At 72.5% G+C, this 19,327-nt stretch carries 17 protein-coding genes; 6 read left to right on the top strand and 11 right to left on the bottom strand.

Going from position 1 to position 19,327, the window contains the following annotated elements; all coding sequences use genetic code 11:
* The first annotated feature begins 36 nt into the window (after positions 1-36).
* The gene (locus ACILRH_RS04705) at positions 37-963 is read left to right on the top strand and encodes a hypothetical protein (RefSeq protein WP_395691158.1); all 927 of its coding nucleotides are present in this window, start codon (positions 37-39) and stop codon (positions 961-963) included.
* Between the two features lie 27 nt (positions 964-990).
* On the opposite strand, the gene ACILRH_RS04700 is transcribed toward ACILRH_RS04705, so the two are convergent.
* Positions 991-1,344, bottom strand: coding sequence for a holo-ACP synthase (locus tag ACILRH_RS04700; protein WP_395691156.1), 354 nt, complete (start codon positions 1,342-1,344; stop codon positions 991-993).
* Positions 1,345-1,357: 13 nt separating this feature from the next.
* On the bottom strand, positions 1,358-3,202 hold the full coding sequence (gene glmS, locus ACILRH_RS04695; RefSeq protein WP_395691154.1) for a glutamine--fructose-6-phosphate transaminase (isomerizing): 1,845 nt from the start codon (positions 3,200-3,202) through the stop codon (positions 1,358-1,360).
* A 41-nt stretch (positions 3,203-3,243) separates the two neighbouring features.
* Between glmS and coaA the strand changes: the two genes are divergently transcribed.
* A complete protein-coding gene (gene coaA / locus ACILRH_RS04690) occupies positions 3,244-4,206 on the top strand; it encodes a type I pantothenate kinase (RefSeq protein ID WP_395691153.1) in 963 nt (320 codons plus the stop codon).
* Positions 4,207-4,405: 199 nt separating this feature from the next.
* Here the strand turns inward: coaA and ACILRH_RS04685 are convergent, their stop codons facing one another.
* The 5 genes from ACILRH_RS04685 to rplM are packed head-to-tail and all read right to left on the bottom strand — an operon-like array spanning position 4,406 to position 8,439.
* A complete protein-coding gene (locus tag ACILRH_RS04685) occupies positions 4,406-5,206 on the bottom strand; it encodes an ABC transporter permease (RefSeq protein ID WP_395691151.1) in 801 nt (266 codons plus the stop codon).
* Complete coding sequence (locus tag ACILRH_RS04680) at positions 5,203-6,099, bottom strand: ABC transporter ATP-binding protein (protein ID WP_395691149.1); 897 nt, start codon at positions 6,097-6,099, stop codon at positions 5,203-5,205. Before ACILRH_RS04680 ends, ACILRH_RS04685 begins: the two co-directional genes overlap by 4 nt.
* 2 nt (positions 6,100-6,101) lie before the next feature.
* The gene (glmM, locus tag ACILRH_RS04675; protein ID WP_395691147.1) at positions 6,102-7,448 is read right to left on the bottom strand and encodes a phosphoglucosamine mutase; all 1,347 of its coding nucleotides are present in this window, start codon (positions 7,446-7,448) and stop codon (positions 6,102-6,104) included.
* A 10-nt stretch (positions 7,449-7,458) separates the two neighbouring features.
* A complete protein-coding gene (gene rpsI / locus ACILRH_RS04670; protein WP_395691145.1) occupies positions 7,459-7,956 on the bottom strand; it encodes a 30S ribosomal protein S9 in 498 nt (165 codons plus the stop codon).
* A gap of 39 nt (positions 7,957-7,995) precedes the next feature.
* Positions 7,996-8,439 (bottom strand): 50S ribosomal protein L13, encoded by a 444-nt coding sequence (rplM, locus tag ACILRH_RS04665; protein WP_395691143.1) that lies wholly within the window; start codon positions 8,437-8,439, stop codon positions 7,996-7,998.
* Positions 8,440-8,753: 314 nt separating this feature from the next.
* Between rplM and ACILRH_RS04660 the strand changes: the two genes are divergently transcribed.
* Together ACILRH_RS04660 and ACILRH_RS04655 are read left to right on the top strand one after the other, a co-directional pair.
* Positions 8,754-10,043 (top strand): citrate synthase, encoded by a 1,290-nt coding sequence (locus ACILRH_RS04660; protein WP_395691141.1) that lies wholly within the window; start codon positions 8,754-8,756, stop codon positions 10,041-10,043.
* Positions 10,044-10,113: 70 nt separating this feature from the next.
* Positions 10,114-10,779, top strand: coding sequence for an HAD family hydrolase (locus ACILRH_RS04655; RefSeq protein ID WP_395691140.1), 666 nt, complete (start codon positions 10,114-10,116; stop codon positions 10,777-10,779).
* On the opposite strand, the gene ACILRH_RS04650 is transcribed toward ACILRH_RS04655, so the two are convergent.
* Entirely contained in the window at positions 10,724-13,252 is a 2,529-nt protein-coding gene (locus tag ACILRH_RS04650) for a choice-of-anchor A family protein (protein WP_395691138.1), read from the bottom strand. The two genes, ACILRH_RS04655 and ACILRH_RS04650, sit on opposite strands and share 56 nt — an antisense overlap.
* A 92-nt stretch (positions 13,253-13,344) precedes the next feature.
* Entirely contained in the window at positions 13,345-14,568 is a 1,224-nt protein-coding gene (locus tag ACILRH_RS04645; RefSeq protein ID WP_395691136.1) for an MFS transporter, read from the bottom strand.
* 60 nt (positions 14,569-14,628) lie between these two features.
* On the opposite strand from ACILRH_RS04645, the gene ACILRH_RS04640 reads away from it, so the two are divergent.
* On the top strand, positions 14,629-15,150 hold the full coding sequence (locus tag ACILRH_RS04640; protein ID WP_395691135.1) for a MarR family winged helix-turn-helix transcriptional regulator: 522 nt from the start codon (positions 14,629-14,631) through the stop codon (positions 15,148-15,150).
* 64 nt (positions 15,151-15,214) lie between these two features.
* Positions 15,215-16,456 carry a S1C family serine protease gene (locus ACILRH_RS04635; protein ID WP_395691133.1) on the top strand — a complete coding sequence of 414 codons (1,242 nt, stop codon included), beginning with the start codon at positions 15,215-15,217 and terminating at the stop codon, positions 16,454-16,456.
* A 106-nt stretch (positions 16,457-16,562) separates the two neighbouring features.
* Here ACILRH_RS04635 and ACILRH_RS04630 read toward each other — a convergent pair whose 3' ends face one another.
* Both ACILRH_RS04630 and ACILRH_RS04625 read right to left on the bottom strand, forming a co-directional pair.
* Entirely contained in the window at positions 16,563-17,591 is a 1,029-nt protein-coding gene (locus tag ACILRH_RS04630; RefSeq protein ID WP_395691132.1) for a GNAT family N-acetyltransferase, read from the bottom strand.
* Positions 17,588-19,294 (bottom strand): ABC-F family ATP-binding cassette domain-containing protein, encoded by a 1,707-nt coding sequence (locus tag ACILRH_RS04625; protein WP_395691130.1) that lies wholly within the window; start codon positions 19,292-19,294, stop codon positions 17,588-17,590. The genes ACILRH_RS04630 and ACILRH_RS04625 overlap by 4 nt, the downstream gene beginning before the upstream one ends.
* Positions 19,295-19,327: the final 33 nt, after the last annotated feature.

Genomic DNA, 19,327 nt, shown 5'->3' with positions numbered 1-19,327 from the left:
AACGCAAGAAGTCGGCGAGCGGGCAGCGTCACCACCATGGACGACGTGTTGCGCGCACTCATCGGATCGCAGCAAGGCCTGGTGGCTCGACGGCAGCTGACCAGGCACGGGATCGGCTGGGAGCACGTGGACCACCAGGTGCGGACGGGCCGGTGGGCCGAGCGCACGCCCCGCGTGGTCAGCACCGTGACCGGCGAGCTCACCCGCAGCCAGCGCGAGTGGCTCGCCGTCCTGCACGCCGGCGAGCGCAGCATGCTCGGTGGTCTCACCGCCGCGGGCCGACAAGGGCTCACCGGTTGGGACCGTGACGCCGTGACGGTCTACGTCGATGACGAGCTCAGCTTCGAACCGGTCAACGGGGTCCGGTTCTTCCGCAGCCGCCGGCCGTTCGACCTCCTGCGTCACCCCAGGCCCGGAATCCCGGTCTGCCGGCTCGAACCTGCCGTGCTGCTGTTCGCGGCCTACCAGACCACGCCACGGCCGGCCCATGGCGCGATCGCTGCCGTGGTCCAGCAGCGGCTCACGACGCCGGAGCGCATGGTCGAGTGGGTCGACCTCCTCAGGCCGCTGCGGTGGGCCAAGCCGTTCAAGCGCACCCTGAGCGACATCGCCGGGGGTGCCCACTCCGGGGCGGAGCTCGACGTGCGCCGGATGTGCCGCCGCTACGGGCTCCCGCTGCCGACCGGGCAGCGCGCGAGGTTCGACCGGGCCGGCAAGCGCCGCTGGACCGACTGCGAGTGGGACCTTCCGGACGACCTGACGCTCGTGCTCGAGGTCGAGGGCGGGTTCCACCTCGACGTGCGGGCGGCGATGGCCGACCATCGCCGGGCTCGCCGCATCATCACCCGGCACCGGGTGGTGGTGCGGTGCTCGGCGTACGAGGTGCGCCATGAGGCAGCGGAGCTGGCCGCCGACCTCGTCGCGCTCGGACTGCCGGGTCGTGTGCCCCACACCGCCGCATAGGTAGGTCTCAGGCACACGACCCGAATGTCACGCGGACTCCAGCACCACCACCGCCGAGGCGATGCCGGCGTCGTGGGAGAGGGAGACGTGGACCGAGCCGACGCCGAGCGACGCGGCCCGGGCGGCGACCGAGCCGCGCAGCGAGAACGTCGGCCGGCCGGTCGACTCCGAGACGATCTCGGCGTCGTGCCAGTGCATGCCGGCGGGGGCGCCGAGCGCCTTGGCGAGGGCCTCCTTGGCGGCGAACCGCGCCGCGAGCGAGGCCAGCGGACGCGATGCCTCGGACTCGGTGAACAGCCGCGCGCCGAGCGCCGGGGTCCGCGCGAGCGACTCGCCGAACCGCTCCACGTCGACGACGTCGATGCCGACCCCGATGATCACGCTGACACCGGGGTCACTCGACCGTCACGGACTTGGCCAGGTTGCGCGGCTGGTCGACGTCGTGGCCCATGACGGTCGCGAGCTCGCAGGCGAAGAGCTGCAGCGGCACGACGGCCACCAGCGGCTGGAGGAGCACCGGCACCTTGGGCAGCCGGACCACCACGTCGGCGTACGGCGTGATGGCGTCGTCGCCCTCCTCGACCAGGCAGATGGTGCGAGCCCCTCGGGCCCGCACCTCCTGGATGCCGCTCACCATCTTGTCGCGCAGCTGGTCCCGGCCGGCGGGCGGCACGACGCACAGCACCGGCAGGCCCTCCTCCACGAGCGCGATCGGGCCGTGCTTGAGCTCCCCGGCGGCGAACCCCTCGGCGTGCAGGTAGGCCAGCTCCTTGAGCTTCAGCGCCCCCTCGAGGGCGACCGGGTAGCCCGCGTGCCGCCCCAGGAACAGCACGGACCGCGTGCCGAGGTGCTGGCGCGCGAGCTCGTAGACCGCCTCGTCGTCGTCGAGCACCTGCTGGATCCGGTCGGGCATGGCCTCGAGCTGGTGCATGACCTGGGCGATCTCGTCGCCGTAGCGGGTGCCCTTGACCTGGGCGAGGTAGAGCGCCAGCAGGTAGCAGGCGACCAGCTGGGTCAGGAACCCCTTGGTCGACGCGACCCCGATCTCGGGACCGGCGTGGGTGTAGATGACCGCGTCGGACTCGCGCGGGATCGTCGAGCCGTTGGTGTTGCAGATCGCCAGCACCTTGGACCGCTGCTCGCGCGCGTGCCGGATCGCCTGCAGTGTGTCGGCGGTCTCGCCGGACTGGCTGATCGCGACGACGAGCGTGGAGTAGTCGAGGATCGGGTCCCGGTAGCGGAACTCCGAGGCGAGCTCGACCTCGACGGGCACCCGGCACCAGTGCTCGATCGCGTACTTGGCGACCATGCCCGCGTAGAAGGACGTGCCGCAGGCGATGATGATGATCTTGTCGACGTCGCGCAGCTCCTGGTCCGAGAGCCGCATCTCGTCCAGCTGCAGCTGCCCCGACACCGTGTGCCGGCCCAGCAGCGAGTCGGCGACGGCCCGCGGCTGCTCGTAGATCTCCTTGCGCATGAACCAGTCGTGGCCGTCCTTCTCGGCTGCGGACAGGTCCCAGGTCACGTGGTAGCGCCGGCCGGTGGCCGGCGTGCCGTCGAAGTTCGCGACCGAGACGCCCTCGCGGGTGATCGTGACGACCTGGTCCTGGCCGAGCTCGAGCGCCTCCCGGGTGTGCTCGATGAACGCGGCGACGTCGGAGCCGAGGAAGTTCTCGCCCTCGCCGATGCCGACCACCAGCGGGGAGCTGCGCCGGGCCGCGACCACCCGAGAGGGGTCGAGCGCGTCGACGGCGACGAGCGTGAAAGCGCCCTCGAGGCGGCGGACCAGCGCCAGCATCGCCGACGTCAGGTCGGCGCCGCCGAGCACCTCGAGCTCGAGCAGCTGGGCGGCGACCTCGGTGTCGGTCTCGGACACCAGCTGGACGCCACGGTCCTCCAGCTCGGCGCGGAGCTCGGCGAAGTTCTCGATGATCCCGTTGTGCACGAGAGCGACCCGACCGGTCGCCCCGGCGTGCGGGTGGGCGTTGACATCGTTCGGCGGCCCGTGCGTCGCCCACCGCGTGTGGCCGACGCCGATCGTGGCCGCAGGCAGCGGGCGGTCGGCGATGGCCTTCTCGAGATTGGCGAGCTTGCCGGCCCGCTTGTCGAGTGCGAGCGTCCCGTCGGCGACGAGGGCGATGCCGGCCGAGTCGTAGCCGCGGTACTCCAGGCGCCGGAGCCCCTCGACGACCACCTCCTGTGCCTGCCTGTGACCCACGTAACCGACGATCCCGCACATGGGCGCCACTGTAGCTGCGGGCGTTTGCGAGAATCGCGGCCATGTCCTCCCACGGCGGTCACCCCGAGGAGTCCTCCCCGTACCTCGAGCTCGACCGCTCCGCGTGGGCCGCGCTGGCCCCCGAGATGGAGAACCCGCTGTCAGCGGAGGAGATCCGGCGGCTGCGCGGCCTCGGCGACCAGCTCGACCTCGACGAGGTCGCGGAGGTCTACCTCCCGTTGTCCCGCCTGCTGAGCCTGTACGTCGAGTCCGCGGGCACGCTCTACCGCGCGCAGGAGGAGTTCCTGCACCAGAGCCAGCCGCCGCGCACCCCGTTCGTCATCGGCCTGGCCGGGTCGGTGGCGGTCGGCAAGTCGACGACCGCGCGCGTGCTCCAGCAGATGCTCGCCCACTGGCCCGAGCACCCCAACGTCGCCCTGGTGACCACCGACGGCTTCCTCTACCCCAACGCCGAGCTCGAGCGGCGCGGTCTCCTGCAGCGCAAGGGGTTCCCGGAGTCCTACGACCGCCGCGCGCTGCTGCGCTTCGTGGTCGACATCAAGTCCGGCAAGGACGAGGTCGAGGCACCGGTCTACTCCCACCTGACCTACGACGTGATGCCCGGCGAGAAGGTCGTCGTCAAGCGGCCGGACATCGTGATCGTCGAGGGGCTCAACGTGCTCCAGCCGGCGCGCGCCCGCGACGACGGCCGGGCCGGCCTCACGCTGAGTGACTTCTTCGACTTCTCCGTCTACGTCGACGCCGGCACCGGCCACATCCGCAGCTGGTACGTCGAGCGCTTCCTGCGGCTTCGCGAGACGGCGTTCCGCGACCCCGAGTCCTACTTCTCCAAGTACGCCGCGCTCTCCCACGAGGAGGCGGTCGCCGAGGCCGAGCGGATCTGGGACACCATCAACGGGCCGAACCTCACCCAGAACGTCCTGCCGACCCGCTCCCGCGCCACCCTCGTGCTGCGCAAGGCGCGCGACCACTCGGTGCGCTACGTGCGGCTGCGGAAGCTCTGAGCACCCCTCGCCCGAGCTTGCTCGGGCGAGATCCGGGCGCCAGGTCGAGTAGCGCCCGCGACCGACGAAGGAGGTCGCGACGGCGCGTATCGAGACCTCAGCCGATGTCGCGCCCGAGCTTGCTCGGGCGAGATCCGGGCGCCAGGTCGAGTAGCGCCCGCGACCGACGAAGGAGGTCGCGACGGCGCGTATCGAGACCTCAGCCGATGTCGCGCCGCAGCGTGGTGAAGAGCCCCACGAGCGCCAGCACGGCGGCGTAGCCGAGCATGACCAGGAGGGCGGCCCAGCGCGGCAGCAGGTCGGCGGCCCCGCCGGCGTACGACGACAGGTAGCTCGCGCCGACGAGCCCGTCGGCCGCGGCGCCCGGCAGGAACTTCGCCGCCTGGTCGAAGCCCGAGAACGCGCCGAGGGCCAGCCGGGCGATCGGCTCGACCAGCTGGGTGAAGGCCAGGATCACCACGATCGCGGCGACCTGGTTGGTCAGCACGCTCCCGAACGCGACCCCGATCACCGCCCAGAGCGCGGTCACGACGACGCTGAGCAGGAGCACCTGCAGCACAGCGGGGTCGGTGAGGTAGGCGCCGTCGCCGGCGAACGCGAGGAACGGGGCGCTCGTCGCGACCACGGCCACCGTCGCGACCACCCCGTAGAGCAGCCCGACCGGCACGGTGGCGAGCAGCTTGGCGCCGAGCAGCACACCGCGCCGCGGCTCGACGAGCAGCGACTGGGTGATGGTGCGGTGGCGGAACTCGGTCGTCATCGCGAGACTGCCGATCACCAGCGGGAAGACGTAGCCGATCCCGTTGGTCAGGCTGTAGATCGCGGTGGCCGCGTCGACGCCGTGCAGCGTGACCCCGCCCTGGTCCTGCGGCGCGTAGACCAGCGTGAAGCCGAGGACGCCGCCGATGAAGGCGAGGTACGCCGCGAGCGCGAGGAGCAGCACCCACCACATCCGGGTGCTGACGAGCTTGCGGTACTCCGCGACGAGCGCCGGCCTCACCGCTCGCCCCCGGTGAGCCGCAGGAAGACGTCCTCGAGGTCGCCGCCGCGGGAGGCCAGCTGGTGCAGCTCCACGCCCGCCCGGTACGCCGCCGCGCCCACCTCGGCAGCGGGACCGGCGACCAGCAGCCCGCGCTCGGCCGGCCGGACCTCCCAGCGCTGCTCGGCGCACAACCGCTCGACCGCCGGAAGGTCCGGGGACTCGACGTAGGTCTCCGGCGCGGCCAGACCGGCGAGGTCGGCGAGCGACGAGGCGTGCACGAGCCGACCGGCGGCGATGATCACGACGTCGTCGACGGTGTGCTGGACCTCGCCGAGCACGTGGCTGGACACCAGGACCGTGCGGCCCTCGTCGGCGTAGGCGCGCAGCAGGCGGCGCAGCCAGACGATGCCCTCGGGGTCCAGGCCGTTGGCCGGCTCGTCGAGCACGATCGCGGGTGGGTCCCCCAGCAAGGCCGTGGCCAGGGCCAGCCGCTGCCGCATCCCGGTCGAGTAGCCGCCCACGCGTCGGTCGGCCGCGTCCGCCAGCCCGACGAACTCGATCAGGTCGCGGCAGCGCCGGCGCGAGACGCCGACCTGGGGCGCGTAGACCTCCAGGTGCGCCAAGCCGCTGCGGCCGGGGTGGAAGCTGGCGGCCTCGAGCGCGGCCCCCACCACGCGCGCCGGCACCGGGTGCTCGACGTACGGCCGGTCCCCCACCAGCGCCCGCCCCGACGTCGGTCGGGTCAGCCCGAGCAGCATCCGCAGGGTCGTGGTCTTGCCGGCACCGTTGGGACCGAGGAACCCGGTCACCGCGCCGGGACGGACCGAGAACGTCAGGTCGTCGACGGCACGCACCGGTCCGAAGGACTTCGCGAGGCCGTCGACCGCCAGGGTCGGCCCGGGCGCGGTCATGGTCAGAGGGCGAGCTGGCGCTTGACGACGTCCGCGAGGCGCCCCGCGACGGCGTGCGCCTCCTCCTCGGTGCCGGCCTCGACCATCACGCGCACGAGGTTCTCGGTCCCGGAGGGCCGCAGGAGCACGCGGCCGCCGTCACCCAGCGCCGCCTCCTCCTCGGCGACCGCGGCGGCGACGACGGGGTCCTCGTCGGCGCGGGACTTGTCCACGTCGGGGACGTTGACCAGCACCTGCGGGAGCCGGGTGACGATCCCGGCGAGGTCCTGCAGGCTCTGCCCGGTCGTCGCCATCCGCTCCAGCACGTGCAGGGCGGTCAGGATGCCGTCGCCGGTCGTGGCGTGGTCGCTCATGATGACGTGACCGGACTGCTCGCCGCCGAGGGAGTAGCCGGACACCCGCATCGCCTCGAGCACGTAGCGGTCGCCGACCTTGGTCTGCCGCACGCCGATGCCGGCCGCCTTCATCGCGTTGACGAAGCCGAGGTTGCTCATCACGGTCGCGACGACCGTGTCCCGGTGCAGGCGGCCGCGCTCGGACATCCCCAGCGCCAGCACCGCCATGATCTGGTCGCCGTCGACGGGCGTGCCGGTGTGGTCGACGGCCAGGCAGCGGTCGGCGTCGCCGTCGAGGGCGAACCCGACGTGGGCGCCGTGCTCGACGACCGCGGCCTGCAGCGGGCCGAGGTGGGTGGAGCCGCAGCCGTCGTTGATGTTGAGGCCGTCGGGGTCGGTCCCGATCGCGACCACCTCCGCGCCGGCGGCGCGCAGGGCGGCCGGGCCGGCCTCGTACGCCGCGCCGTGCGCGCAGTCGAGCACCACCCGGATGCCGGCCAGCGGCGCCTCGATCGTCGAGAGCAGGTGGTCGACGTACTCCTGGACCGCCGTCGCGTACGGCGTCACGCGGCCCACGTCGGCGCCGAGCGGCCGTTCCCAGGGCTCGTCGAGATGCTGCTCGATCTCGCGCTCGACCGCGTCGTCGAGCTTGAGCCCGCCGCGGGCGAGGAACTTGATGCCGTTGTCGGGCATCGGGTTGTGCGAGGCGCTGATGACCACGCCGAGGTCGGCACCCAGCGCCTGGGTCATGAAGGCCACGGCCGGGGTCGGCAGCACCCGCAGCCGGAGCACGTCGACGCCGGCCGACGCGAGGCCGGCGACGACGGCGTGCTCGAGGAACTGTCCCGAGATCCGCGTGTCCCGGCCGACCACGGCGAGCGGGCGGTGGCCCGCGAACTCGCCTCGGTCGGCCAGGACCCGAGCGGCAGCGACCGACAGGTCCAGGGCCAGCTCAGCGGTCAGCTGACCGTTGGCGAGGCCCCGGACCCCGTCGGTGCCGAAGATGCGCGGCATCCGGTGGGGACTAGCGCTTGCTGAACTGCGGAGCCTTGCGGGCCTTCTTGAGCCCGGCCTTCTTGCGCTCGATGACGCGGGCGTCGCGGGTCAGCAGGCCGGCCTTCTTCAGCGACGGGCGGTTCGCCTCGACGTCGACGGCGTTCAGGCAGCGGGCCACGCCCAGGCGCAGCGCACCGGCCTGGCCGGTGATGCCGCCGCCGTGGATGCGGGCGATGACGTCGAAGCGGCCCTCGAGCTGCAGGGCAGCGAAGGGCTCGTTGACGACCTGCTGGTGCAGCTTGTTCGGGAAGTAGGAGTCCAGCGTGCGGCCGTTGACGGTCCACTGGCCGGTGCCGGGGACGATCCGGACGCGGGCGACGGCCTCCTTGCGCCGGCCGGTGGCCGCGGCGGGGGCGATGGTCGCAGGACGCAGCGGGGCGTCGGCGGACGGGGCGCTCTCGGAGCTGTACGCGATCCCCTGCTCGTCGACCTCGTAGGTCTCCTCGACCTCGTTGGTGTCAGCCATGTTGATGCAATCTCTTCTCTCGGTGTCCGTGCAGGTGGATTACTGGGAGATCTGCTTGATCTCGAACGGCGTGGCCTTCTGGGCCTGGTGCGGGTGCTCGGGACCGGAGTAGACCTTCAGCTTCTTGAGCATCTGACGGCCGAGCTTGTTCTTCGGCAGCATGCCCCACACGGCCTTCTCGATGGCCTTGCGGGCGTCCTTCTCCAGGACCTCACCGATCGGGGTGGCCGAGAGGCCGCCCGGGTAGCCGGAGTGGCGGTAGGCCATCTTCGTCGTCTTCTTGTCACCGGTGAGCGCGACCTTCTCGGCGTTCACGATGATCACGAAGTCGCCGGTGTCGACGTGCGGGGCGAAGATCGGCTTGTGCTTGCCGCGCAGGAGGTTGGCGGTCTGCACCGCGAGGCGGCCGAGGACGACATCGGTCGCGTCGATGACGAGCCACTGGCGGGTGATGTCGCCGGGCTTGGGGCTGTACGTGCGCACGAGAGTGCTTCCTTCGTTCGTCGGGCCCGGTCGACCGTGCGCCGGCCGGGTGGTGGAGCCACGCCTTCTGACGAACACTGCCCGGTCTCCGGCCCCCGCCCGTGCTGCGGCGGTGGTCTTCTCCGGGTCTGCACCCCGGTCCCGTGGCTGGGCCGGAGCGCGGCAGGAGGCGCGACTGACAAGAGTACGGGGCGGCGTTCGGGCTGGTCAAAACCGCAGGGACCCGGCTCCGGCGCCCTCCCCGCGCCCGCCGAGGCGCACGGTCCTCGGACACCGTGTTCGCACGCCGCCCGGGCGCCGACTAAGTTGGGGGGGTGACTGATTCTCTCACCGTCCGCGACAACCGCACCGGACAGGAGTACGAGGTCCCGATCGCCGACGGCGCCATCAAGGCCGCGGACCTGGGCCAGATCAAGACCGGCGACGACGCCCCCGGCCTGGCGGTCTACGACCCCGGGTTCGTGAACACCGCGTCGTGTCGCAGCTCGGTCACCTACATCGACGGCGACAAGGGCATCCTGGAGTACCGGGGCTACCCCATCGAGCAGCTGGCGGAGAAGTCGAGCTTCCTCGAGGTCGCCTACCTCCTCATCCACGGCGAGCTGCCCACCCGGGAGCAGTACGAGACCTGGGTGCACGAGATCACCTTCCACACCTTCGTGCACGAGAACGTGAAGTCGTTCATGCAGGGCTTCCGCTACGACGCCCACCCGATGGGGATGCTGATGGCGTCGGTGGGGGCCCTCTCGACCTTCTACCCCGACGCGCGCAACATCAGCGACGCGCAGAACCGGCACATCCAGATCGTGCGGATGATCGCGAAGATGCCGACGCTGGGCGCGTGGGCCTTCCGGCACGCGCAGGGCAAGCCGTACGTCTACCCGGACAACGACCTGAGCTACACCGCGAACTTCCTCTCCATGCTGTTCAAGATGAGCGAGTCGAAGTTCGAGGCCGACGAGCGCCTGGTGCGGGCCCTGGACGTGCTGTTCATCCTCCACGCCGACCACGAGCAGAACTGTTCGACGAACGCGGTCCGCTCGGTCGGCTCCTCGCAGGTCGACCCCTACTCCGCCGTCTCGGCGGGGATCGGCGCGCTCTACGGCCCGCTGCACGGAGGTGCCAACGAGGCGGTGCTGCGGATGCTGCGGCGGGTCGGCTCGAAGGAGAACATCCCGGCGTTCATCCAGGGCGTCAAGGACGGCAACGAGCGGCTGATGGGCTTCGGCCACCGGGTCTACAAGAACTACGACCCGCGGGCGACCATCATCAAGAAGGCCTGCGACGACGTCTTCGAGGTCACCGGGGTCAACCCGCTGCTGGAGATCGCGCAGGAGCTGGAGAAGATCGCGCTCGAGGACGAGTACTTCGTCAAGCGCAAGCTCTACCCGAACGTCGACTTCTACTCCGGGCTGATCTACGAGGCCTTCCAGTTCCCGCCGGAGATGTTCACCGTCCTGTTCGCCATCGGCCGCACCCCGGGCTGGCTGGCCCAGTGGTCGGAGCTGGTGCAGGACAAGGAGCAGAAGATCGCGCGCCCCAAGCAGATCTACACCGGCGCCCGGACGCTGGAGTTTGTGCCCGCGTCGGAGCGCTGGAGCTGAGCTTGCTCAGCCCAGCGCCGCGACGAAGCCGGGCCAGGTCGAGTAGCGCCACGGCTGAGCCTGCGAAGCCGTGACGCGCGTATCGAGACCCAGTGAGACGAACGCCGACCGCAACCAAGGTCACCCGACCCCCGCAGCCGTCGTCCTCGACCTCGGCAACGTCCTGATCGACTGGGACCCCGGGGCGGCGATCGCCGCCGGCGTGGGCGAGGTGGAGGCGCGGCGGTTCCTCGCCGCCGACGACTTCGACTTCATGGCGTGGAACCACGGGCCCGACTCGGGCGGCTCGTGGGCGGACGCCGAGGCGGAGGTGCGCCGCACCCACCCGCACTGGGCGGCGCACGCCCTGGCCTACCGGGCGAACTTCGCCGCGTCCCTGCTCGGCGAGGTGCCGGGCACCGGTGCGATCGTGCGCGACCTCCACGAGGCCGGCGTGCCGCTGTTCGCCCTGACCAACTGGTCCGCCGAGCTGTACCCGCACGCACCGCGGCGGTTCGAGGTCCTCGGCCTCTTCGACGAGGTCGTGGTGTCGGGTCGGATCGGCGCCGCGAAGCCCGACCCGGCCGCCTACCGCGCCGTGGTCGACCGAGCCGGCGTCCCCGCCGAGTTCCTGGTCTTCGTCGACGACAAGCAGGTGAACGTCGACGCCGCGGCCGCCCTCGGCATGGACGCGATCCGCTTCAGGACCGCAGCGGAACTCCGCGCGACCCTGCGCGAGCGTGGCCTGCCGGTCTGACCGGGGCGACCGGCAGGGTCGCTGACGTCGTCGGGCCGCGGGTCGGGTCGACGGTGACCCGGACCCGGTGGAGCCGGCCGATCCGGCGCAGCCCGGCCGGCGTGAGCCGCGGACGCGCGGTCGCGGCCGCACCGGCCCGGAAGGTGACGATGCCGCGGGCGAGGACGACGGTCCCGGACCGGACCGTCACGGCACCGCGACCGGGCATCGAGGAGACCACCCGGAGGGCGAGCGAGGACGTCGTGGCCGCGGCCCGGCCCACGACGGCCGCGGTCGCGGCGCCGGGCTGGACCGTCACGGTCGCGGTCGAGGAGTTGTTGGTCCCGTCGGCGTCGGCGGAGGCCGAGCCGACGATCACGGTGTTGTCGATCGAGACCGGGTCGGAGGTGCCCATGTCCTCGGTGGTGGTGCGGTCGCGCAGGCAGAGCAGGTCGATCGTGGCGGTCTTCGCGGTGCCGGTGGCGTTGTGGAGCCGGAAGGCCCGCGCCTTCAGGCGCGGGTCGTTGCCGAGGCTGCGGACCCCGGCCGGCAGGTCCCACGTCGCCACGACACCCTTGGCGTCCTCGGGGCAGGCGACCTGCAGCTCGTCGCCCTCGGCGACGGTGTGCCCGCTGACCGTGACCGTCCGGACGACCTCGGTGAACCGCAGCTCGTGCGTGTGCCCGAGGACCGCGCCGACCGTCGTGTGCAGGCAGCGGGTGCTGACCGTGGCGGTCGTCGGCGCGGCCACCTCGAAGGCGAAGGTCCAGCTCCGCGGCGCCGCGGAGTGGTCGTGCTCCGACGCGGCCAGCGTGGCGTCGCCTCCTGAGAGCGAGTAGCCCGGCGCCACCGGCACGGTCCCCGCCGGGCAGGTCAGCGTGCTCGTCCGGCGGCCGACGCCGTACGCCGTGGTGGCGGTGACCAGCGTCGAGTCCGCCGCGAGCGGGTGCCGGTGCCGGTCGTCGTACCCGCTCTGGCGGTCGGCCGACTCCGTGCTGGCGGGCAGGCAGACGACGAAGGCCTTGGCCTGCGCGCGCCCGGTGGTCGGGTTCTGCACGACCGCCTTCCAGGTGCCGGTGCCCGTCGACTCCGCGCTGAGCACGCGCAGGTCGGTGAGCGCGCCGGTGCCGACGTCGACGTGGTCGAGGCGGACCGACCCGTCGCTGAGGATGTCGTCGCCCGTGCAGGACACGGTGACGCTGCGGGTCTGGCCGGGGTCGAGGTCGACCTGCTGCTCGACCTTGTAGGGCTTCAACCAGTGGTAGGCCTGCGGGTGGGGCGCGGCACCGGCGCCGGCGACGGGGTTCGCGACGACCTTCACCCAGGCCGCGGCCGACGCCGACGGGGCGAGGGTGCCGACGGCGCAGGTGACCGTGCCGGCCGAGATCGTGCAGCCCGGGCTGGCCGAGTCGAAGGTGACGCCCGCGGGGAGCCGGTCGGTGAGCACGACGCCCTCGGCCGGCGACAGCCCGACGTTGCGGGCGGTCAGCGCGTACGTGACGGTGTCGCCGCCGTGCGGGCTCGAGGTCGAGGCCGTCTTGGTCACGGTGACGTCGGCCGGCCCGGTCGGCGCCGTGGGGGCCGGCAGGCACGCGGTGTCGGGGAAGAGCCGCTGGTGGGTCTCGAAGCCCGAGCTGAACGACCGGGCCACCACCTGGCCGATGGTGTGACCCACCGAGGAGACCGTCAGGGCCGCCCTCGGCGCGAGGATGCTGCCACCCCAGGCGGAGCCGAAGGACATCGCGATCGAGGTGGCGTCGGGGAAGTTCCACAGCACTCCGGGCCAGCTCGCCATCAGCGAGTCGTTCGCCTGCTGGAACCCACCGCCGGTCTTGATCCACAGCTGCCCGGTGATGCTCACCGTGGCGCCGGGCACGTTGACCAGGACGGTCGACCCCGGGGGGACGTCGATGCCGATGTGCTTGCCGGACCCGAGCTGCGCCGCGGTCATCGTGAAGACGTTGAGGGTCGGGTCGGTGCCGGTCAGCACGTTCGCCGCGTTGCCGCCCGTCGTCCCGGCCACCACGGTCCCGGTGGGCGTGGCGGCGCCCCAGGCGGTCGACCGGGCCCGCAGGTCGGCGAAGGCCGCCGCGAAGTCGACCGGGTCGGTGGCGAGGTAGCCGGTGCCGGAGCCGCCGTTGAAGTTCACGCCCGACCTGGGGCTGAGGTAGGCGCTGCCGCGCTGCAGGTTGTAGGTGCCGTGGGCGCCGGCGACGACCAGCGCTGCCGACCCGGCCGGGAAGCCCGCTGCCAGCCGGGTCCCGACCGTCATCCCGCTTGCCGTGTGGTCGCCGCCGTACGCGATGGCGCCCTCGGACTCCGAGGTGCGGGTCCCGTTGCCCTCCACGAACTCGGTCCACCCGGTCGCGGCGCCCAGGGGCTGCGTGACGGTGGTGCACCCGGTGGCCGCGACCGCGGGCCCGCCGGCCGGCAGCACCGCCAGCGCGCCGACGCAGCAGGCGAGGACCACCGCAGCGGACGTGAGCTTGCGCATGCGTGACTCCCCCCAGGACGCGTGCCTACCCACGATGGCACCGGGTCGGGCCGGCGGGGCGGCGGCGGGCGCGCCTTGCGGGAATCTTGTGGTCAGGTCCGCTCGAGGTGCCGAACGTCCGGCGAGAGCAGGGACAGCAGCGCCGAGCCACCCATCACGCAGCCCACGACGACCAGCCAGCGGTCGAAGCCGACCGCCTCCGCGACCGGTCCGACCAGCGCCAGGCCCACCGGCCGGGCGACGAACGAGCCGACCATGTCGAACGAGTAGACGCGGGCCAGCCGGTCCTCGGGGATGTTCTGCTGGATCGAGACCTGCCACTGCACGTCGAAGACCTGGAGCCCGAAGCCGTGCAGGAAGGCCCCGACCAGGATGGGCGCGAGCTGGTCGCTCAGCGCCATCGCCAGGGGGAAGGCGGCGGTCAGCGAGAGCAGCGCGGTGCCGACGAACAGGCCGTGGCGCGGCTCCCACCGCAGGCAGACGAGCCCACCCACCACGAAGCCCGCCATCAGCGTGCCGAGCGCGAGCCCCCAGGCCGACCGGCCGATCCCGTCGCCGACCACGATCGGCCCGAGGACCGACTGGGCTCCTCCGTAGAAGAGGTGGTAGAGCAGCGCCTGGCCGATGAGCAGCCACAGCCAGGTGTGGCGCAGCACCTCGCGGAGCCCCTCTCCGAGGTCCGCGAGGAACGTCTGCCGCTGGCCCTCCGGGCGGGTGTGCGGGACGTGCAGCCGGGCGAAGCACCAGGCCGCCACCGCGAACGTGAGCGCGTCGACCCCGATCGCCCAGCCCGAGCCGACGGCCGCCACGAGCACGCCGCCCAGCGCGTAGCCGACCACCGCTGCACTGGTCTGCAGCAGCGCCCGCATCGCCACGGCACGACCGAGCAGTCCGGGCGGCACCGTCATCCGCGTCATTGCCGAGGACGACGGCTGGCTCAGCGCCCCGAGGCAGCCGTTGACAGCGCCGAGCACGGCCAGCAGCCCGATCGTGGCCCAGCCGCCGACCAGCAGCACCGCCACCAGACCCTGGGCGAGCGCGCACGCGATCGACGAGCCCTCCATCATCAGCTGGCGCGGCACCCGGTCGCCGAGCACCCCGCCGAACAGCACGGTCACCACGTCGGCGAGCGCATACGCCGCCACCACGAGCCCGAGCTGGGTCGCCGTGCCGCCGAGGTCGAGCACCGCGAAGGCCAGTGCGATCGGCGTGATCGCGTTGCCGAGCGAGCTGGTCGTCGTACCGGCGACGAGGAGCCGGAAGTCGCGGTGCCGCAGCGGGCTCTCCACCGTGCCCATGTCGCCCGAGACCGCCATGCCGCCTATTCAATTCGCTGACGAACTATTCGTCAACGAAGATTTCCGTAGGATGCCTCCGTGGAGGCATCCCGCGACCGCGAGGACTGGGCGGACCGCCACGTCGCGCGGTGGCGCGACCACTGGATCGACGTCTCCTTCGAGGACGACGTGGAGGCGATCGTGGTGCGGATCGGCCGGCTGACCAAGCACCTGCGCGGCGTCAAGCAGCAGGCCCTGCTCGCGACCGGCCTCCAGGACTTCGAGTACGACACCCTGCACCTGCTGATGATCCGCGACACCCCGGGCCACGCGAGCCCCTCGGCCCTGGCCGCCGACCTCGGCATCAGCAACGCAGGGATGACCGGGCGCCTCGACGCGCTCGAGAACGCCGGGTGGATCCAGCGGCGCGCCGACGCCGACGACCGGCGCCGGGTCGACGTCGAGGTCACCCGGGCCGGCGCCGCGGTCTGGCGGCGGGCGATGGAGCTGCGCGGCCGGGGCGAGGACGAGCTGCTCCACGTGCTCGACGAGCAGGAGCGGGCCACGCTGGCCGGTCTGCTCAAGCGGCTGGCGCTCGCGGTCGAGGACCCCGAGGGCTGAATCTTTTCGCGCCCACAAAGCGCCGTCTCAGCAAGGTCACAGGCCGACTGGCGACCGTGATGGCATGACCGACCAGCCCACCACACCGCCGCCGGGACACAACCCGTACTTCCAGCACCCCGTGCCCCAGGGCCCGCCGCCGTCCGGCCCGCCGACCATGACGCAGCCGCTGCCGGTCCGCCGGCCGCGACGTGCGGGCCTCACGGCCACCGTCGTGGCGACCGCGGTCGTGGTGGGTGGCCTGGCCGGCGTCGGGGGCGCCGCCGTCTACAGCTCGCTCGACGGCGAGGGGTCGTCCGGCTCGAGCGCCTCGGCCTCGCCCTCGACCTCCCAGGTCGTCGACACCCCGGACACGCCGGCCCCCGACGGCTCGGTCGAGCAGGTGGCCGCCGCCGTGCTGCCCTCGGTGGTCAAGATCAACGTCTCCGGCACCGAGGGCTCCGGCTCGGGCTCCGGCATCATCCTCAGCTCCGACGGCGAGATCCTCACCAACAACCACGTCGCCGAGGTCGCCGGCCAGAACGGCTCGATGAGCGTGGACTTCAACGACGGCACCTCGGCCAAGGCCACGATCGTCGGCACCGACCCGCTGACCGACACCGCCGTGATCAAGGCGGAGGGGGTGTCCGGGCTGCAGCCGGCGACGATCGGCAAGTCGAGCGACCTGCGGGTCGGCCAGAGCGTCGTGGCGATCGGCTCGCCCTTCGGCCTGGACTCCACGGTGACCAGCGGCATCGTCAGCGCGCTGGACCGCCCGGTCGACGTGGGCTCGGACGGCCAGGGCAACACCACGACCTACCCGGCCATCCAGACCGACGCCGCGATCAACCCCGGCAACAGCGGCGGCGCACTGGTCGACCTCGACGGCAAGGTGGTCGGCATCAACGCCTCGATCCGCACCGCCGGCTCGACCCAGGGCGAGGCCGGCTCGATCGGCCTCGGCTTCGCGATCCCGATGGACGAGGTGATGCCGGTCATCCAGCAGATGATCAACGGCGAGACCCCCACCCACGCCCGACTCGGCATCTCCGTCGCCGACGCGTCCGGCCAGGACACCACCTCGACCACCGAGGGCGCCCGGGTCGAGGAGATCGGCTCGGACTCGACCGCCGGCAAGGCCGGGCTCGACAAGGGCGACGTGATCACGAAGATCGACGACCACGTCATCACCGGTGCGGACTCGCTGGTCGCGACGATCCGGGCGTACCGGCCCGGCGACCAGGTCACCGTGACCTACCTGCGCGACGGCCAGACCAAGACCGTCTCGCTCACGCTGGACTCCGACGCCTCGTCGTCCAGCTCCTGATCCTCCCCTCCTCCTCCCGAGAAGGAGGCGAGAAGGAGGGGAGCCCCGAGGGCCCCGTCGCACGCAGGTCCGTCTCCCAGCGTGCGGCGGGGCCCTCCTCACGCGCTCAGGCCAGCGTCCTGGAGAACTCCCCGAGCCGCGCCACGGGCACGAAGCCGAGCGTCTGGTTGACCGCGATCATGTGGTCGTTGACCTCGGCGTTGTAGGTCGTCAGCCGGGTCGTGCCCGGGTCCCGTTCCTGCAGCAGCCGCAGGTTCGCCACCTTCAGCGCCAGCCCCAGGCGGTGCCCGCGGTCCGCACGCCGCACGAGCGTGCCCCACTGGTAGCCGCGGCCCGGGTCGTGCGCACTGGTGGCGATGTCGGTGTACCCGACCACCTCGCCCTGCGCGTCGATCGCGGCGGTGTTGTACTTCGTGCGCGCCTGCTGCTCGATCACGCGCTCGTCGGCGCGCAGCGCGTCGACATCCGCCGACTCGGCCTCCATCACCAGCTCGCCCATCGGCGCCTCGACGGCGAGGGAGCCGACCAGCTCGGCCCACCCGTGCACCAGCTCCTCGGGCACCGGGCCGACGAAGGAGCGCAGCGTGTACGCCGTGTGGTGGGGTGCCGCCTCGGCGGCGAGGGCGTCCAGCGTGGCCGTCGGGACCGGAAGTGCGAGATCGCGCTGGACGTCGACCAACGCCAGCGAGTAGCCGTGCCGGCGCAGCATCTCGGGCCCGGGCTCGCCGCGCCCGTCGACCGGGGCCGAGATGGGCCACAAGCTCTCGGCGAGCACCGTGGACCGGCCCTCCGAGCGCGCGAAGCCCTCGACGTGGGCGAGCAGCGCGGCGCCGTACCCGCGCCGGCGCCGGTCCGGGCGGACCTGCACGTCGACGTACGCGTGCTCGAGGTTGTCCAGGAGGGGCAGCCGCACCTCCGCGGCCGCGACGACTTCGCCGGCGGCGACCCCGGCCCACAGGTGCGTGCTCTGACGGACCGCCGGCTCGGTCAACCGGACCCGCACCTCCTCCAGGCTCCACGGGGAGGCGACGTCCTCGAGCCCGTGGCGGGCGCCCTCGTCGTAGGCACGGTGCCAGCCGCGCAGCAGCACCTCGTCGCCGCCGTCGACCGCCACGACCTCCAGGTGGTCGCTCACCGGACCCGCTCCACCCGGCCCTCGTCCCACACCGGCCCGTCGGACTCGTAGACCGCGCCGTCGGCGCCGTAGACGAGGAACCGGTCGAACCCCCGCGCGAACCACCGGTCGTGGGTGACCGCGAGCACGGTGCCCTCGAACGCCCGGAGGCCGTCCTCCAGCGCCTCGGCGGACTGGACGTCGAGGTTGTCGGTGGGCTCGTCGAGGAGCAGGAGGGTCGCCCCGGACAGCTCGAGCAGCAGGATCTGGAAGCGCGCCTGCTGACCGCCGCTGAGCGACTCGAACCGCTGCTCGCCCGCGTGCGCCAGCTCGTAGCGGTCGAGGACCCGGGCGGCCTGCTCGCGGCCCATCCCGGAGCGCCCGTGGGGCGAGCCGTCACCGCGGTGCAGGATGTCCAGCAGGGTCCGACCGACCAGCTCGGGGTGCTCGTGGGTCTGCACGAACCAGCCCGGTCGCACGCGCGCACCCAGCTTGGCGGTGCCCGTGTGGGCGACGGGCTTGATCTCCACGTCCCCGACCGGGCGGTGCTCGACGTCGGGGTCGCTGCCGCCGGCCGCGAGGAGGCGCAGGAAGTGCGACTTGCCCGATCCGTTGGACCCCAGCACGGCCACCCGCTCGCCGTACCAGACCTCGAGGTCGAAGGGCTTCATCAGCCCGGTCAGCTCCAGGCCCTCGCACACGACGGCGCGCTTGCCGGTGCGGCCGCCCTGCAGGCGCATCGTGACCTGCTGCTCCCGCGGCTGCTCGGTCGGCGGGCCGGCCTCCTCAAACTTGCGCAGGCGGGTCTGGGCGGCGCGGTACTGCGACGCCATGCCGTCGTTGTACTCCGACTTGATCTTGTAGTGCAGCACCAGCTGCTTGAGCTTGGCGTGCTCCTCGTCCCAGCGCCGGCGCAGCTCCTCGAAGCGGAGGAACCGGTCGCGGCGCGCCTCGTGGTACGACGCGAACCCGCCCGGGTGGGTCCAGACGGTGTTGCCCGCGCTGTGCCCGCCGCGGGCCAGCTCCACGGTGACCACGCGGGTCGCCGTGTTGTCCAGCAGCTGCCGGTCGTGGCTGATGTAGAGAATCGTCTTGTCGGACTCGCGGATCCGGCCCTCGAGCCAGACCTTGCCCGGCACGTCGAGGTAGTTGTCCGGCTCGTCGAGCAGCAGCACCTCGTCGGGGCCGCGGAGCAGGAACTCCAGGACCAGCCGCTTCTGCTCGCCGCCGGAGAGCGTGCCCAGGGTGCGGTACTTCGCGCGGTCGTAGGGCAGCGACAGCGCCGCCATCGTGCACACGTCCCACGTGACCTCGACGTCGTAGCCGCCGGCGTCGGCGAACTCCGAGAGCGCATGGGCGTAGGCCATCTGCGCCGCCTCGTCGTCGGCATCCATCAGCGCCAGCTCGCAGCGGTCGACCTCCGCGGCGGCGGCCCTGATCCGCGGCGGCGAGACGCTGAGCAGGAGGTCCGCGACCGTCGGGTCGTCCCCGAGCCCGGCGCCGACCGCCTGTCGCATCACCCCGAGACCGCCCGAGCGCGTCACCGCCCCGGCATGCGGCGTGAGCTCGCCGGTCACGATCCGCAGCAGCGTCGTCTTGCCGGCGCCGTTCGCCCCGACCAGCGCCACCTTCGCGCCCTCACCGACCCGGAACGACACGTCGTCGAGCAGCACCCGGCCGTCCGGGAGCTCGTACCGGACCCCGGCCACGTCCACATGTCCCACGGGGGACGATTGTCCGTCATCGCGCGGGAGCAA

The sequence above is a fragment of the Nocardioides sp. genome (genome assembly GCF_044226765.1).
Classification (GTDB): domain Bacteria; phylum Actinomycetota; class Actinomycetes; order Propionibacteriales; family Nocardioidaceae; genus Nocardioides.
Note: the sequence above shows the minus strand (reverse complement) of the source record. Positions and strands in the feature narration are given on the sequence as shown.

Excerpts from the sequence above, each read along its gene's own strand:
- ACILRH_RS04650 (WP_395691138.1), bottom strand. The coding sequence starts at position 13,252 with ATGCGCAAGCTCACGTCCGCTGCGGTGGTCCTCGCCTGCTGCGTCGGC.
- ACILRH_RS04705 (WP_395691158.1), top strand. The coding sequence starts at position 37 with ATGGACGACGTGTTGCGCGCACTCATCGGATCGCAGCAAGGCCTGGTG.
- rpsI (WP_395691145.1), bottom strand. The coding sequence starts at position 7,956 with ATGGCTGACACCAACGAGGTCGAGGAGACCTACGAGGTCGACGAGCAG.
- ACILRH_RS04645 (WP_395691136.1), bottom strand. The coding sequence starts at position 14,568 with ATGGCGGTCTCGGGCGACATGGGCACGGTGGAGAGCCCGCTGCGGCAC.
- ACILRH_RS04680 (WP_395691149.1), bottom strand. The coding sequence starts at position 6,099 with ATGACCGCGCCCGGGCCGACCCTGGCGGTCGACGGCCTCGCGAAGTCC.
- glmS (WP_395691154.1), bottom strand. The coding sequence starts at position 3,202 with ATGTGCGGGATCGTCGGTTACGTGGGTCACAGGCAGGCACAGGAGGTG.
- coaA (WP_395691153.1), top strand. The coding sequence starts at position 3,244 with ATGTCCTCCCACGGCGGTCACCCCGAGGAGTCCTCCCCGTACCTCGAG.
- ACILRH_RS04635 (WP_395691133.1), top strand. The coding sequence starts at position 15,215 with ATGACCGACCAGCCCACCACACCGCCGCCGGGACACAACCCGTACTTC.
- glmM (WP_395691147.1), bottom strand. The coding sequence starts at position 7,448 with ATGCCGCGCATCTTCGGCACCGACGGGGTCCGGGGCCTCGCCAACGGT.